11 protein-coding genes and 1 pseudogene are annotated in these 16266 nt (G+C 61.7%); 1 reads left to right on the plus strand and 11 read right to left on the minus strand.

Going from position 1 to position 16266, the window contains the following annotated elements:
- Positions 1 to 145: 145 nt before the first annotated feature.
- Entirely contained in the window at positions 146 to 1366 is a 1221-nt protein-coding gene (locus CSW62_RS02315) for a hypothetical protein (RefSeq protein ID WP_199170500.1), read from the minus strand.
- A gap of 290 nt (positions 1367 to 1656) precedes the next feature.
- Here CSW62_RS02315 and CSW62_RS02320 point away from each other — a divergent pair, with 290 nt between their 5' ends.
- The gene (locus CSW62_RS02320; RefSeq protein WP_099575599.1) at positions 1657 to 2160 is read left to right on the plus strand and encodes a hypothetical protein; all 504 of its coding nucleotides are present in this window, start codon (positions 1657 to 1659) and stop codon (positions 2158 to 2160) included.
- A gap of 201 nt (positions 2161 to 2361) precedes the next feature.
- Here the strand turns inward: CSW62_RS02320 and CSW62_RS02325 are convergent, their stop codons facing one another.
- The 10 genes and pseudogenes from CSW62_RS02325 to CSW62_RS02370 all read right to left on the minus strand — a co-directional run bounded on the left by CSW62_RS02325 (position 2362) and on the right by CSW62_RS02370 (position 15888).
- Positions 2362 to 3477, minus strand: a complete 1116-nt coding sequence (locus tag CSW62_RS02325) for a hypothetical protein (protein WP_099575600.1) — start codon at positions 3475 to 3477, stop codon at positions 2362 to 2364.
- A gap of 193 nt (positions 3478 to 3670) precedes the next feature.
- Complete coding sequence (locus CSW62_RS02330; RefSeq protein WP_099575601.1) at positions 3671 to 5539, minus strand: ATP-binding protein; 1869 nt, start codon at positions 5537 to 5539, stop codon at positions 3671 to 3673.
- 2 nt (positions 5540 to 5541) lie between these two features.
- On the minus strand, positions 5542 to 6165 hold the full coding sequence (locus CSW62_RS02335) for a hypothetical protein (protein WP_099575602.1): 624 nt from the start codon (positions 6163 to 6165) through the stop codon (positions 5542 to 5544).
- Between the two features lie 765 nt (positions 6166 to 6930).
- Positions 6931 to 9747 (minus strand): annotated as a pseudogene (locus CSW62_RS02340) (type I restriction endonuclease subunit R); the annotation flags it as partial.
- Between the two features lie 10 nt (positions 9748 to 9757).
- The gene (locus CSW62_RS02345; protein WP_099575604.1) at positions 9758 to 10801 is read right to left on the minus strand and encodes a restriction endonuclease; all 1044 of its coding nucleotides are present in this window, start codon (positions 10799 to 10801) and stop codon (positions 9758 to 9760) included.
- Positions 10798 to 12141, minus strand: a complete 1344-nt coding sequence (locus tag CSW62_RS02350; RefSeq protein ID WP_099575605.1) for a restriction endonuclease subunit S — start codon at positions 12139 to 12141, stop codon at positions 10798 to 10800. Before CSW62_RS02350 ends, CSW62_RS02345 begins: the two co-directional genes overlap by 4 nt.
- On the minus strand, positions 12138 to 13973 hold the full coding sequence (locus CSW62_RS02355) for a class I SAM-dependent DNA methyltransferase (RefSeq protein WP_099575606.1): 1836 nt from the start codon (positions 13971 to 13973) through the stop codon (positions 12138 to 12140). Before CSW62_RS02355 ends, CSW62_RS02350 begins: the two co-directional genes overlap by 4 nt.
- Positions 13974 to 14071: 98 nt before the next feature.
- Positions 14072 to 15061 (minus strand): HNH endonuclease, encoded by a 990-nt coding sequence (locus CSW62_RS02360; protein WP_099575607.1) that lies wholly within the window; start codon positions 15059 to 15061, stop codon positions 14072 to 14074.
- A complete protein-coding gene (locus CSW62_RS02365) occupies positions 14952 to 15425 on the minus strand; it encodes an HNH endonuclease (RefSeq protein ID WP_099575608.1) in 474 nt (157 codons plus the stop codon). Before CSW62_RS02365 ends, CSW62_RS02360 begins: the two co-directional genes overlap by 110 nt.
- 10 nt (positions 15426 to 15435) lie before the next feature.
- Complete coding sequence (locus tag CSW62_RS02370) at positions 15436 to 15888, minus strand: hypothetical protein (protein WP_099575609.1); 453 nt, start codon at positions 15886 to 15888, stop codon at positions 15436 to 15438.
- Between the last annotated feature and the right edge of the window lie 378 nt (positions 15889 to 16266).

A 16266-nucleotide genomic window follows, 5' to 3' on the forward strand; every position in this document is an offset into this window, starting at 1 on the left:
AACTTTGTGCCCGAAATTGGGGAACCAGGACTCTATGGACCAAGGTCTCGTGTCTGATGGTGGGCGGATGTCTGCTCCTGGCGTCGGCTGATCGGCGAAGGTGGTCGCCTGAATAGGCCGTCTGATCCGTTGCCCCAAAGCCAGTCTACTTCTGAAGGTGAAGTTCGGAAACGAAGAAGCTCCCAAGGCTCAATCGAGCCGATGAGGGATGATGCTCGAAGGTCGCCTTGCCGAAGGTCTGGCGCCACGGGGCGTCGGCTTGGCCGAGCGGCTCTTCGATAGTCGCGCGCCGACGCATCTCCGCAAGAACCCGCGCCTGGACGCCCTGCCGGATACGCACCGACCTGACGACACGATCGTCGACGATGAGGGGAGCGGGAAGGTCTAGGTGGATTTCCCGGCCGTAGTATTGCTCCCCGTCGGCCTGAAACCGTCGCCGGCTCGCGCGCGCCGCCAGCTCCGCTTGGGCGAGCCGTTCCTTTTCCGCGATTAATTCGACGCGTCGCCGTTCACTCTTGCCCTTTGTCGGACGAGACGAAGGGCTAGATCCAGACGGGGCGGACATGGATGAAGAAGTCGCACCAAACCCCGCCAAGCGAAGTGCGCGCGATGCCGTCGAGCGGAAGACCGCGTCGTCAGCGTACTCCAGTTGGTTCGCCGTCACCTCGAAGTCCTCTTCCTCGGCCGGCGGGTCTACGATTTTGAGAAGGCTCGTTTCCGCCCCGTCCTCCACGCCGATCGCCAGGCCGCACGCCAAGCGCTGGCCGGTGTGCCCTGGCGGGAAGATAATCGTTCGCTTCTGCGCCCGGGCGCCGGTCGGCGGGGGACCGGTTTCGCCAAGCTGCCTGTCGCGATAGGCAAGGCCGCTCTGGGTGCCCTTGCATTCCATGACGTGCCAAGTGCCCGCAGTGTCCTGGAAAACGAAGTCCGGCGACTTGTTTGGGCCGCGTTTGGCGGTCTTGACGGCGACGGCGCCCGTCGTGGCCGCGACGCGCTCGATGAAGTAGCGACCGTCACAGACGGTCTCGATCGGGAGCCGTCCCATCAGCCAATTGACCGGCACGCCCATGCCGAAGTCGTCGCTCAGGATTGTCTTCTGGTGCGCGTCCAGATCCCAGAAGCTGCGGGTCAGGCGCATATCCTGTGTGTCGGCAATCGCGTGGAGGTATCGCACCCAGGCCCAGAACTCGCTCAGGGACACGCCTGTGGCGTGCGAGGGAGTCGTCAGCAGGCCAATGGTTAGAAGGATCGACGGTAAGTTGACGCTCTCGACGCTGGCTCCGGCGGTGAACGTCGCCGGAAAGTGCGGCGGCCCCGGATTGGGCCAGCTTCCGCCATCGACTTCGACGTGCAGGTCTCTGTCCATGGATGCTTCTCGCCCAAATGTCCGCAGAGGAAAAACCGCTCTCCGAACTTAACCATAACAGGGGAGCAAGCTGTGTTGTCCAGCTATGCACGCTGGCGTTGCCAAATTTCGGTAGTCGGCACTCATCAACCATTGAGCGGCGGGTGGCCGAGTCCCAGGAATGTCGCGTTCCTGAAGGGGCGCCAACGGCGGCTATTGGCGCCGCTTAGATGTTTGGCATTTCTTTGGATCAGTGAAAGGGCCGTTCCAAATCCGCCTAGCCAGAAGCGTGTAATCAAAAGGAGGAGCTAGTGCCAAAGCTTAAGGCGGCGCGGGCCGTTGGACTGGACGACATCATGAGCTCGGCCTTCGTAGATGACGGCTCTTTGTTGGGGCCTGCTCTGAAGGGACACCTCGCCATACAGGCACTTTTGGTTGAGTTAATTCAGATTCGTATACCGGGTGACTCCGCCTGGGAGCTCAACTTTCCTGCCCAGACGAAGAAGGCGGTCGAGCTCGGCCTACTGCCAACACATCTCAAACTCGGGCTCGATAGTTTCAATCGGTTCCGGAATGCTTTTGCTCACGTATTCGGCCACCAGGTGCCGGTCGAAGACGTGCACGCCCTCGCTCGTGAACTAGAGGGCTACGGTGTAGATTTTAGCGACTCTGTCGGTAATCGCCCGCTAAAGGACGCCGTATCTGACTACAGTGGTGATCTGGGCCTTCTGCAGGAAGTCCTGTGGTGCTTGTGTTTTGAGGTTGCCTTTGCGCTGATGCAGGCTGGCGGCCGGGACTTGTTCAGCGACGGCTGACGATCGTCGGCGATTGCTTGCCGCCAGGGACCGACGCTGAATGTCGCGTTTCTGGATGTGCGCCAATGTCCGCCACTGGCGCGAGGCGGGCGTCTTCGCCGCCGTCGGGCACAGTGATTTGGACCGGACACGGCTGCGCCGCGCAATGGTACGCCGGCGCCTTGCGCCTCTGCATGGATCAGCCGGCGAATTCAGGTTGGCTTAGCCCTTGATGCGGCTTCGAGGAGCCCTAAGCGCCAATTCCTGAACGAGCGCTCCGAATGTTTCGGCCCCGACGATAGTGTCCTCGCCCGCGAAGGCGTGCTCAACCTTCTTTCGACTTGCCGAAAAGCGAACACGTCGCAGTGAACCGATTGCATCGGTCAGCGGCAGCCGAGAAAGTCCAAGGCCGTCTTCGATGGCGACGACATCGAACTGCTTCATACGCACCAGCTGATCCAGAGCAACCGCAAGAGGCCCATACTGACGCATAGGGACGATGAGGCCGAACGCGTCGTTTTCAACCCGCCAGCGCTGAGCTGCTGAGGTGTTGTTCACGATCACGAGAACGCAAGGGGAGGAGCGCTTGCGGTCGTTACGGCTTTGGATCCGCTCACCATTCAAATCCACGCGCAGCGTCGTTTTCCCGCCAAATAGCGCCTCGTTGAAAGCGCGAAGCTGATCTGCCGAGGCGCCAAGCGCAACCAGGCCGGCGCCAACGCACCAAGACGGCACCTGCTGTTCGAACTGGTCGTCGATCGCGCAGAACGTCAGACGTGACCACTGCGCCATCGTCATTTCTGACAAATATCGTCGGAAGAATTTCCCGGGGCTGGCGCCGCTCGCCATCGCGACCAGTTCGGCGTCTGTGATGTCGTAAAGCTCATCACGCCCGGCGTCGAGGTAGGCTACGACGCGTTGGTGCCACCGTTCCCACAGTTCCCATGTAATTTCGGGATCGAGCGTGAAGCTTCTATTGTGACTTGCGCGTAGGAAACGATCAAAGAAATCAAGCCAGACCGTGATCGCTTCTTGTGAACCTTGCAGCGGCGGCGCTTGCGGATCGGCGGGCGGCAGTTGTTCCAGTTTAAAGTCTGGACCAAGTAACTGAATAATTTCTGTGACTAAAGTCCGCTGAGTCGCGGCTCGACGACCGGCGACATTGCGCACCCAAGTGACGTTCAAAATCAGCGCGCTGATCCGCTGCCCATGTGCATCGAAAAGCTGTGCGAGTGCGGAAACGTGAGTGAGAATTTCGCCCGTATCGGCGGCGGCGAACCCATCGACCAAGGCCCTCTGAAGTTGGACGTTCGCTTGACCAAGGCGACGGCTAGTCATGGCTCCTGGCAAGACTGAAAGACCAGATAGCAGGTCCAGTGGAACGCGGGTTCGCGCGAAAAAGCGACGGCACGCCTCGATGAACTTGAGGGTTCGCCTAATATTGTGCTGCTCCGACGACGACAATTGATGGCCAGCATCGAGCGGAAGGCTTGCACCCCCTCGACCTCGAACATCGAAAAGAAAGCGCACCTTAGGCATCGCGGCTCACCAAGGCGGACGTGAAAGTTGGCAATACAGTCGCCCAAGGCTTGTTGGCGTCTGCTCCTGAGAGCAGACGCGCGCTGATGCGGGTCGTGTCTTCTAGATAGTCAAAAAGGGCGCTTAACCGATCTAGCAAGAAGGACAGCGTTGGCGCTGTCGGCGGGGTCGAACCCGCACCGCCACGAGCGGCCAGGTAGGTTCTTAAGCGGTCTTCGTCGTATTCGAATTCGGCCTCTTCGCGCTCCCAAGCGCCAACAGGCCAGTAGAGCGTGTCAACAAGATGCTGAAGGATTCCTGGGTCCTCCTCCAGACGCATCCGTGTCACGGGATCTTCGAACACCAGTTGAATTGCCAGTTGGAACGTCGCAGCCAATTCGCAATGAGGTCGATTGAGATCATCGCTCGTCGCGCGGACCTGATCGTTTACGTCGCAAGCACGGGCCAGCCTGCGCGTAACGTCGATAAAATGGGGACGCGCGCGCAGAACGGTCTCGAGCACGAGAATACGTTGGGCCCGCCTATCGATTTCCTTTTCCTCGCTCCCTGCGCTGTCATCCCATCGCGTGAGATTGCGCAGATGTTCTGTCAATTCTGGCGGCTCGTACGTGATGAGAAGACGATCGCTGAAGACTGTGTGTTCCACCGGGTAGGCGCTTGCATTTATGGCGAGACCCATTGCTTCAAAGCAATCTCTGTCAGTCAAGAAGCAAAAGAAGCCAAAATCGGTGACGATATGTTTTAGTTGCGTGAGCAGTTCGGCGATCTTCACTGCCGATTGTGGAATCTTATCCAACTCGTCCACGACGAAGACGGGAACCAGGCCGGCCGATTTTATCCGGTCAATCGCGAGAGGGAGTTCCCGATCTAGGGTCGCCACGGAGAAGTCGCGGATAAACGTATAGTCCCTGGCGCGCTTGCGGGTTGTGCGACGCGTGTCCGTCCAATTAAGCGCCAAAGTGCTTAGCAGGCCCGTCGCTAGGCCCAGCCCGATAATTTCGGTGAGGGAGCGTTGGTTTGCTTGGGCCAGTGCGCTGGCACCTACACCAAGGACGACCCCCATCAATTTGTTTGCGGCGCCCTTGAAGTCCAGACCACCCGTTGTCTTGGCCTCGATTTCACGCTCGAAGGCGTCCGAATTGGCTTCGGTCTGACTGGGCTTGCCGGCGCAGACCCGAAAGGCCTGAGCGGCGGTGGCGAGAGCTACGACCTCGCGAACGCCTTGATCGGCCGGCAAGCCGTCGAGACCAGCCGGAGGATCTGGCCAAAGCACGCCTGCGTTCAAGCGAGACAGCCGTTTCCAGAAATAACGGATCGTCGCGGGGTCTGGTGCCTGGTCGAGTTCCAGTTGAAGCTGACCTGCAAACTCCAAATGGTCGGTGCGGGGAACGACGGCTTGAGCATGAAGCTCGAACCCGGAGCCAATTTCCTGGGCAAAGGCGCGATACAGCGCCAGCGTGATCTGTATCAGAGCGCGATGAGCAGGCTCAGTAACGCTCTGGGGGTCTTCGCTGTCCTTGGATGGCAGCGACCCCCAAGTCGGTGCGATGAGGCTGGGACCGTGCAGCTTGACGATGAAAGGCCGCCTTGGCGCGTCTACGACGCCTCCGGCCGCCACGCTTTCGATCGCGTCCCAGCGCATATCGTTGACGACCTGCTCGACGAGCGCGGTCTTCCCTGCGCCGCGGTGGCCCGCGATAAGGAACGAGCGACCTCCGGCGGTTTGGCGCGCGACGTAGCGGTTAAGGCTGCGGCGTAGCACCCAATAGGCCGACGATTTAGCGAAGGCGCGGCGCGCTGGAATCGTCCAGGGGCCAACACCTCGGCCCACGCGCTCGATATCATCAATAACGATAGGCATCGTCAGCCCTTCGGCCCGGGGGGCACCGGCTTGGCGCTCGCGGTTGGCGTGGGCTTGCTTGACTGCGCCGGCTGCGGAGCCAGCATCGCAACACCAGAGGCGATGAAAATCAGCAGGAAAATAAGCGCTATCCCCGTGGGCGAGACGCGCCACCCTGCAACCCCGCCGCCTAGGCCGCCCCAATGATTTTCAAATTCAATGCTCTCGCCACGCTGGAGCGCTGATAGCAAGGCGCCGCCGAAGAGCAAGGCCAGCATGGCCAAGGCTAGGCCGAATGAAGCGCGCCCGATATCGATCATCTCCTCGCGGACGCCAGCATCGACCAGTGCCACCAAGACTGCAAACGCCACGAAGGTAAAACCGGCCAAGGTGCTGTTGCTAAACGTCGTCCAAGCAGAGCGTTCGCGGCTCGCCCAAAAAGTGCTCCACGCCGTGCGGCCGGCGGTAGCCGCCAAAACGCCAACCGCGATTCCCAAAGCTGCAACGCCTAGGGTGCTGGTCTGCAACTGGCCAAATCCGCCGATCCATAAAGCGATGGGCTTAGTTTGATTGCCGACAGTCCAGCCCAACAACAAACCGCATAGCAAAAGCCCAAGGCGCTGTGTCCAAATCCATCCGCGCGCCATCACGCCCCCTTTCGCATTGCCACGCTTTAGGGTTGCATGAGTATCCGTTTACCGTCCAGCCGCTCTTTGCCCCCGCGGTGTCGGGAATTATATTCCGACACTGGGCCAACTGACGGTAGGCGGATAAAGCTCGCCCTGTCGTCCCGTCCGGGCGATAGCGCAAACCGAATAAAGACCGTGTGGCCCTCGTGCGTCCTTGATGACCGCACATTTGCGCGTGACGGCCTAGGCTAACTGGTCAGCAAGTGCCCGTGGCAGACAAGATCAAGCGCGCGCCGCAGGGATCGTCTTGCAGCATCCGCTGGTTTACGGCGAAGCTTTCGACCAATAGCCCTGGCTCATGATGCATCCCAGCTGGTCGTCTTGGTGGTCGAACGCCGAGCGCGCGGCGCTGGCTTTTAAGGCCACCAGCCTAACCGGGTGCTGAATTTCCGCTTCTTGGAGGCATGCCAACGTCAGCTATTGGCGCTACTGCGAAGGCAGCTAACCTCCGTCCCGAGCTAGGGCCCGTTCGCGCAGCGCCTCGTAAAGGTTGCCCGGTCCCAACAGGATATCCAGCAGCTTCTCTCGCAGCGCCTCTGACGAGAGCACCTGCTGGCTCATGCTGGAGAACTGATCCTCGCTGCCGATCACCGCGTCTAGGAACTCGTCGCGGATCGTGGGGGAGGCGGCGAACTGTGCCTTGGTGTTCGCCATCGCTTGGGTCTGAAGATCCTCCGAACCCAGCATATGCCCCATCAGGACGCCGTTCAGGTAGATGAGCTGATTGTCGTCGGTGATCTCGCCCTCGAACAGGTCGTTCAGCTTGGCGATGATCTCGTCGAGCCTGGCCTTCTCCTTCTCGTGCAGGCCGCCCGAGCCTACCTCTGCCATGCCACTGAGCTTGGGAGCCTCGCTCGTGCCATACAGCAGGTCCTGCTGGCCCTTTGCCTTCAAGGCGTGATGCGTCAGGCGCAGGCCGGAGAGGTCGACCCCGGGGCGTTCGCGACCGAACTCAAGTAGGGGCAACAAGCGGCGGAAGAACAGCGAGCGCTTTTCAATCTCGGTATTGCCGTAGTCGAAGATCTGGCTGAGGAAGCTGTAGAGCCGCTGGAAGGCGGCCATGTCGCCTTTGAATAGCTCCAGCGCGTTCATGTGGTCCATCGCCTCGGCGGCGGCGCGTTCGTCATCCAGCGCCTTAGCGGTCACCCAGGCCTGCTTGGCGGCGGCGTAGGTCTTCACGAGGCGATCGGCGACGGGCTCCAGGGCGGCGATAAGGTCGCCCTGCTTGGCGCGTGGATCGAGTTCGACCCTGATCACCCGCTCGATCTCGTGATCGTCATAGTGGCCGGCGGCGTCGAGCTTGGCGCGGAGGTCAAAGATCAGGTTCGGATCGGTCGCCGCCTCCAGCTCCGCAGTCTCGTAGTAGGTGCGGAAGGCGGTCAGGATCTCCTCGGCGCTGTTGCAGAAGTCGAGGATGTAGGTGGTGTCCTTGCCCGGATGGGCGCGGTTAAGGCGGGACAGAGTCTGTACGGCCTGGATGCCGGCAAGGCGCCGGTCCACATACATGCCGCACAGCAGGGGCTGGTCGAAGCCGGTCTGGAACTTGTTAGCGACCAGCAGGAGATGAAAGTTCTCGGTCCTGAAGGCGTCGCGAATGTCGCGACCATTGAGGCCCGGGTTCAGCGCCGTGCTGGTCTCTGTGACGGCGCCAAGCGCCTCGTCCGGAACCTCGCCGGAGAAGGCGACCAGCGTCCCGAGCGGATAACCCATCTTCTGGATGTAGGCGTTGATCGCCACCGACCAGCGCACCGCCTCCTGACGGCTGCCAAGCACCACCATCGCCTTGGCCTTGCCGTCCAGCAGCGGCAGGACGTTCTCGCGATAGTGCTCGACGACGATCTGGACCTTCTGGGCGATATTGTAGGGGTGCAGCCGCACCCAGCGCATGATCCCCTTCAGCGCCGTGTCGCGCTCGACCTCGCGCTCGTCCCATTCCTGGCCGTCATTGGCGAGGCGGAAGGCCAGGCTGTAGGGCGTGTAGTTCTTCAGGACGTCGAGGATGAAGCCTTCCTCAATCGCCTGGCGCATCGAATAGACGTGGAAGGGAGCCGCCTGACCATCGTCGCCCGGGCGACCGAAGAGCTGCATCGTCTTAGCTTTGGGCGTGGCGGTGAAGGCGACATAGGTGATGGATTTGTCGCTGGCGGCGCGGCCAGCCATGTTGGCCATCAGCACCGCCTCGGTGTCGACCTCGCCGCCGTCCGCCAGTTCGGCGAGTTCGGCGTCAGACAGCATCTGCTTGAGCTTGGCCGCCGCTTCGCCGGTCTGGCTGGAGTGGGCCTCGTCGGCGACGACCGCGAAGGCCTTGCCCTGCGCCGCCGCCTGCTCGCGCACCGCTTCTAGCGCGAAGGGGAAGGTCTGGATCGTGCAGACGATAACCTTCTTGCCGGCGGCCAGGGCTTCGGCGAGCTGGCCGCTCTTGGAGCCGCTCTCGCTTTTGATCGTCGCTACCACCCCGGCGGTGCGTTGGAAGTCGAACAGCGCCTCCTGGAGCTGGGTGTCGATGACGTTACGATCCGAGACCACGATAACGCTGGCGAACAGCTTGTTGTCGGCGTCGTCGTGCAGCTCTGACAGGATATGCGCGGCCCAGGCGATCGAGTTGGTCTTGCCGGAGCCCGCCGAGTGCTGGATCAAAAACTTGCCGCCGGCCCCCTCGGCCAGCACCTGGGTGGCCAGCTTCCGGGTGGCGTCGAGCTGGTGATAGCGGGGGAAGACCGCGCTGGTGATGCGCTTCTTGGCGTCGCGCTTGGTCACCATGTAGCGACCCAGGATCTCCAGCCAGCTGTCGCGTGCCCAAACCTCCTCCCAGAGGTAGGCGGTGCGGTGGCCGTTCGGGTTCAGCGGATTGCCCTTGCCGCCGTGGTCGCCTTTGTTGAACGGCAGGAAGAAGGTGTCGCGGCCTTGCAGCTTGGTGGTCATGGCCACCTCGCTGTTGCTGACCGCGAAGTGGACCAGCGCCCCGCCGGGGAACGCTAGCAGCGGCTCCTCGCGCCCGCCCTTGGGCCGAGGGTCGCGGTCGCGCTTGTACTGGTCGATCGCGTCCTCGACGCTCTGCGTGAAGTCCGACTTCAGCTCGGCCGTCGCGACCGGCACGCCGTTGAGATAGAGCGCCAGGTCCAGGCAGTTCTCGTTGCCGAGCGCGTACTTCACCTGGCGCGCCACACGCAGGCGGTTGGCGCCGTAGCGGCGGACGATCTCGGGGTTCATGCCCATGGCGGGCTTGAACTGGGCCAGCTGGATTCGTCCCCGTGCGCCGAGCAGCTCAACCCCATTGCGCAGCACATCCAGCACGCCGCGCTCGTCCAGCGACTTGCGCACCCGGTCGGTTAGCACCTGAGCCGCTGCGGGGCCGTTGGCCCGGGTGAGGGCCTCCCAGGCCTCGGGCTGGCTGTCCTGCACCCAGGCGACCAGATCGTCGATATAGAGCGCCCGCGTCCGGTCATGGCGGTCTCCGGCCGCGCCGTCATACAGCCAGCCGTTCGCCGCCAGATGGGCGCAAATCTCGTCCTCGAAGCGGATCTCCTTGTGCAGGTCCATGCTCGCGCTCCTAGGCGTCTACGCCGGCCACGGGGGACCAAATCTGCTTGAGAGGGATCTTGGCGCGAGTTTCGTCCGTAAGCTGACCATAGCTGGCGAACAAAGCATTCAGCAGCTCGGGCATCTGCCACAGGCGCACCGAGAAGAACTCGCTGTCGATCAGCTTCTGGGCCGGGCCGTTGACGCCGGCGATGCTGACCAGCAGGCCGGTGCGGGCCTTGGCGGCCTGGACCGAGCCCATCAGCTTCAGCACCACCTCCTGGTTGGCGGGCGCGTCGCCGGACTTCACCTGCACGCAGATGCGGTCCTCGCCCAGGCCCAGCCGTCCGCCGGCCGCCAGGATGTCGACCCCGCCGTCGGGGCCGGGCGGCGAGACCTTGGTCACATAGCCCTCGATGCGCAGGATCTCGGCGACCAGATGGGCCAGGTCGTGGCCGGCGAAGGCCGACTTCACCAGGGCGATGATCTGCTGGCGGGCGATGTCCTCGACGTCCAGCTCGACATCCTCGGCCTCGGCGTCCTCGGTGGCGGCCTTGACCGCAACCACGCCCTGCTTGCCCAGTAGCGGGCCGGGGTCCCGGCCGGTGTTCAGCACCGCCTCGACCCGGGCCAGAGCCTCGTTCCGCTTGACCTCGCAGACGGTCATGAAGGCGCCCAGCGAGTGGCGCAGGTCCTGGGCGAAGGCCTCGCGCGGGACGGCTTCGTTCAGCCAGGTCACGGCCCGGGTGTGCGGGCAAACGCCGCCGGGCTGATAGACATAAGGCCCCGTCACGCGGCCGATGGCGACGCCGCTGGTGACCTTGCGCGGCAGCACCACCAGGTCCCCGACCGCGATGGTGTTGACGAACTGGTTCAACTGGGCGGCGAAGTTGCGCTGGGTGTTCTTGCCGCCCAGCGGATCGGCCTCCGCCAGCACGCGGCCGATGGCCTCGCGGTCCTTCAGGCCCGACAGATCGCCCAGCTCGTTGAAGCCAGGCAGCAGCTTGCCTTGGGTAATGGCCTCCAGCTCCCGCTCGCCATGGCGGCCGGCGCGGACGATCCACAGCCGGGTCATGCCGCCTCCGCCGTCTGGACGAGGCCCCGCACGTCGATCTTGCCGGTGACGGCGGCGGAGATCAGGGCGGCGCGGCGTTCTTGGAGAAGGGTGATGGCTGTCCTGGCCGTGCTGACCAGCGCATCAATCTCGTGAGCCTCACCCTCCAAGTACGTGGCGATCTGTTCCTGTTCAGCAATCGGCGGGAGAGCAACGGTAATTTCCCCGTAACGCGTCGGGTTAAGATTGCACTGGCCAATTGCAACAAAGGCTCTCGCTCGCGCCTGGCCAAGAACGTCTCGAGTATTCAGTAGCTTGGACATAAACTGCGGCGAACATGACGGGTTGAGGCGCAAACGGACCAGATATGAAGCGAACGACAATGGACATGAGGGCGGCTGCCGCAGAAGCCCCACCTTACCAATCTGATCCAAGCTGTTCGTTCGATTGAATAATAGGTCCAGCGGCCGGAGTAGAAGCGCCTCCTCAACCGAGGTAACATACTTCAAATCGGTCAGATCAATCTCGCCGTCCTGGATGTTCCCCATCCTCAAAACGGCCACGCCGTCATCTGCATCGAGTGAGTCCGAAATGCCGTAGTCAACCTCGCTGAAGGCCCTCTTCAGAAAGCAAACCTCCCAATGCGCGGGCACCTCGCCTAGCCATTCGACGCCGGAGTCCTTCATCGGGGCGGACGGGTCGAGACCCTTGGTGACGGCGTGGGAGATGACGGCCTGCCGCTTCTCCTTCAGTAGTTCGATCAGCCGCCGCTGCCCCTCCACTAGCGCGTCGATCTTAGCGACCTCTCTGTCGAGAAAGATCGCGATGGTGCGCTGTTCGCCCATTGAGGGGAAAATGCCGATCACTCGAACGAGGTTCTGGATCGAAAGGCGCGGCAACCCCGCGCCCTTTACAAACCGCGCCACCTGCTGCTGAACGAATTCAGATTGGCATAGGTGGTTCAAATAAGAGCAATCAAGCCGGTGTTGGTCAGGTCGGATTATTATCAGCGACGAAGCAACGACAAAATCCACCGCCTCAGACACGACTACAGTTCGACCTATAGTTCCATCCTTGCTGAACAATACATCCCCAATTTCGGGTTTACATCCGGCTTTGACCAGATACCTGTAATTTTCTTCAGACGTCTTCAAGCAGTTTTCAAAATCTATACCATTAATAGAAACGTTAACAGTCGAAACAAAGCAATACATACCATTTTCAGTGATTGGAGAAACGTGCGCTCCATCTGTTATTAGAGCGCAAAATCTCTTCAGAGCAGTCGTCTTCCAATGGAATGGAATACGTCCAAGCCACTCGACCCCACTCTCCTTGTAGCTCTCATAGGCCGGAAAACTCACGCCGCCAGCCCTTCGATCATCGCCTTGATCCGGTCGGTGACCAGCAACAGCTCAGCGTCGATCTCGGCCAGGTCGCGCGGCGGTTCGAACACATAGAAGTGGCGGTTGAAGGGGATCTCGTAGCCGGTCTTGGTCTTGTCGGCGTCGATCCAGGCGTCGGGGGCGTGGGGTAGGACCTCGCGGGAGAAATAGGTCTCGACGTCCTCGGACAACGGCACGTTCTCGGTGTCGCGGCGGGCGCTGTCGGCCAACGGCTTGCCCTTGGCCTTGCCCTTCTGGCCGACCACGGGCGCTCCGGCCTCGTCCAGCAGCGGCCGCTCGACCGTGATGGTGCGATAGCCGAAGGCTGCGTTGGCGAAGATCCGCGACAGCGGCGCCAGCTTGACCTTGCCGCCCTCGGGCGCGGCGGGCGGGGTTTCGCCGGAGCGGACCACGACCTTGCCGGCCTCCTTGCCGGCGGCGTCGACCAGGGTGGCGATCTGGGCATCCACGAAGTCGCCGAACAGCCGGGTGACCAGGGCGATGTCGTCCTCGCCCATCTCCTTGCGCTTGGAGCCCAGGGACTTGCGCATCTTCTTCCAGAAGCCGCTGGCGTCGATCAGCTGCAGCTTGCCCTTGCGGGCGGCCGGCTTCTTGTTGGAGACGATCCAGACATAGGTGGCGATGCCGGTGTTGTAGAACATGTCGGTCGGCAGGGCGATGATGGCCTCGACCAGGTCGTTCTCCAGCAAGTAGCGGCGGATCTCGCTTTCGCCGCTGCCGGCTCCGCCGGTGAACAGGGGCGAGCCGTTCAGGACGATGCCGAACCGGCTGCCGCCATCGACCGCCGGCCGCATCTTGGACAGCAGGTGCAGCAGGAAGAGCAGGGACCCGTCCGAAACGCGCGGCAGGCCGGGACCGAAACGGCCGGCGAAGCCCTGCTGCTCGTGCTCGGCGCGTACGATCTTCTCGACCTTCTTCCACTCCACGCCGAACGGCGGGTTGGACAGCATGTAGTCGAACTTCTGGGCGTGGTGTCCGTCGTCTGACAGGGTGTTGCCGAACGCGATGTTGTCGACGGGCTGGCCCTTGATCAGCATGTCGGCCTTACAGATGGCGTAGGACTCCGGGTTCAGCTCCTGGCCATACATCGAGAGCTTGGCGCCGGGATTGTGCTGCGCCAGGCGTTCCTCGGCGACGGACAGCATGCCGCCCGTGCCAGCCGTCGGGTCATAGATGGCGCGCACCGCGCCCGGTTCGCTGAGAGCGATGTCGTCCTCAACGAAGATCAGCTCGACCATCAAGCGGATGACCTCGCGCGGGGTGAAGTGCTCCCCGGCTGTTTCGTTCGATAGTTCGGCGAACTTGCGTATCAGCTCCTCGAAAACGAGGCCCATCTGGTGGTTGTCGACGACCTCGGGGTGGAGGTCGATCGCCGCGAACTTCTCGGTCACTAGGTAGAGAAGCTTCGCTTCGACCAGCGCGTCGATCTGAGCGAAGAACTTGAAGCGCTCGAAGATGTCTCTGACCGCTGGTGAGAAGGCTCGCAGATAGGCATTCAGGTTGGACTCGATGTTGTCCGGGTCACCCAGCAGGCGCTTCAGGTCTAACCTGTGCGTGTTGTAGAAACCGGCGCCTGAAGTCCGGCGCAGGAACGGGTCTGGATCGACGCCTTGGGCGACGCGCTTGTCGTGTTCTGCCAGTGTCGCGGCCTTGGTCGGTTCGAGTACGCAGTCCAGACGGCGCAGCACCGTGAACGGTAGGATGACCTTGCCGTAGTCCGCCTGCTTGAAGCTGCCGCGCAGGAGGTCGGCCACCGACCAGATGAAGGCCGACAAGGACTGTTGGTTCATGGATGGTACGCTCCCCAAGACAACGCCAGATAGACCAAGGCGCAGGTCTTCGCGCAAGGTCTAGGTGGCGTGCGCCAGCGTCAGATGCGGACGTGATATCAAGCCACGAAGACGTTGGCGCGATGATCGGCCATGTAGCGCGTCTGAGCTGACGCAAAGGCATTGGCGTTCCAGCTTGCCCCGACGTCCCCAAAGCCTGGCTGCCCCCAGTTCAAATGGTCGAGGCCTAGACGGCGCAGGTCTTCGCGATCGACCCGCGGCGAAACCAGAACTTCGCCGTCGTCGTGGAAGCTGATGAAGCCGCGGTCGAAGAGCAGATCGGCGTCCGGGGTAAGAAGCAAACCGTTCGCGCCATCGAGGCGCTCCTGGGCCGATGCGCAAAGGCGCCATGGCTTGATGTGGCTGGCGATCAGAAGGGCTGGATTGCTGACTCCAGTGAGTCTGCAGCACCGCTCCATCGCCTCGACATTTGCTCGGAACTTGCCTTGGCCGCGGCGGGCTTGGATCACGCTCCGCCTCACAGTGTCATCCAATGTCAGATCGCTAGCGATCCGCTGCTCAACGGTGTCCTCAAGCAGGTCGTTCACAACCTCAAAACTAAGGCTATTAGCGCCCGCGCGGTGCAGGGTGACGGCATCGAACGTTGTGACCGCTGTGATGGTGTCAAAGAGATCCTGCGCGATTTCGGCGAGGTACGCCTTCTGGTTTCCTGCTCCATTGCCAGGATTCAGAGGGGAATAGCGGCGGGGCAATAACGGGCGGATGACATCGATCATCGCCTTGGGGCTCACCGGACGCGCGAGCTGGACCCAGAACACTGGAAGGAGCCAACCCTCGTCACTCCAGTTTGACCCGGTCGTGCCGAACTCAGCAGGCTTGGGCGCGGTGAACGCAAAATCTGTAACGCGCCCAACATACCGAACGGCTTGGCCGGAGTAGGAGAGAACCAGATCGCCTGGAGAGGCGCGCCGCATGTTTTTATAGAATTCGCTGCGCGCGCCGTTGCTCTCGGTCTTTGGCGACCAGAGATACTGGCCCTCGACTTCCTGTCGCGCCGTCTGATTGTGGTTCACCCACCAGAATTGCATCGTCGCGCAGGCTATCGCGAAAATTGGCCTTAGCTAGAGCCAGGCCCGAGATTTCCGCGTTCAGCGGCGAGCGTTGAGTGCTGGGCACGGAAAATCTCAAGCTGGACTGCGCGACCTGCACCACGAGATAAAAGCCGGCAAAGCACGGCTCCGCGCCGCGCGCTTCGTTGCAGGCTCGGCATGCCGCGACCGTGTTCCACCAATTCCGCCGGCCGCCTCGGCTGCGCAGAATTAAGTGGTCTACGGTCGCAGTGTCTAATCCTGGTCCGTCCATAGCCATGACCCGCGCGCAATAGGCGCAGCGCCAGTTTTGAGCCTCGGCAAGGCGCAGTCGTAGGTAGCGCTTGTCAGCTTGGCGGGTCATGGCGTGGCGCTTAGAGGACCTGAGTCCGGATCGTATTCGCGTCGAACTCGATCCAGTTAGGCGCAGCGTCTATGGCCGGCGGAGTTCGCTGGTAGAGTGCTCCATAGTAGAGCAGGCGGCCTTCGCCGCTGAAGATGGCCGCGTGGCTCGGCTTTCGCCACGAGTGCCCGAGCGGTCCGAACTGCACCACCGTCTTGTTGGCGAGAACGTATCGCGGTCCGCTGCGTGCGAACTCCAGCTTCTGCCTCTCATACCCCGAGGTCTCAAGCTCCTCATAGCCTCGGTCATTGGGGAGCGGTGGGCAGACGAGAAGCCCGATCTCCAGGTTGTCGGGTAGCTCGGAACTCAGTCGCATGGAGAGGGCAGGGCCCAGGTCGACAGAGTATTGGTACGGGCGCTCGCGCTTCGCGTTGGTTGCGTTCCTTAGCAGCGCGCCGCCAGCCTTTCCGGGGACTTCAGTCATTCGGGTATCGCTATAAGTTGATGATGTTTCTAAAACAGCAACTCCGAGGGGTGATGTAAATTGTATCGAAATGAAACGTCGCTTTGGATGTAACAATCGAAAATATAGATAAGTGCTTCCGGGGATAAATGACGCTAATATTGTCACTCGATGGGCTCACTGACGCCATTCGCGTCATTCGATTTTCATTGCCGCCGATCTTGACATTCGTCATCACGCGCTTGTGATAATTAGAGCGTTTCGGCGGGATTGGACCGACGAGGCACGTAAAGTGCCCGCATATGGACAATTAACTCGATATTTTAGGTTTAAGTGGCCATATATGGCCGATGTTGCGGACTATCTCAGAGATTCAAGCGGATCTTGCCGGGCGCATCC

The organism is Caulobacter sp. FWC2 (genome assembly GCF_002742625.1).
In the GTDB taxonomy this organism is placed as follows: Bacteria; Pseudomonadota; Alphaproteobacteria; order Caulobacterales; family Caulobacteraceae; genus Caulobacter.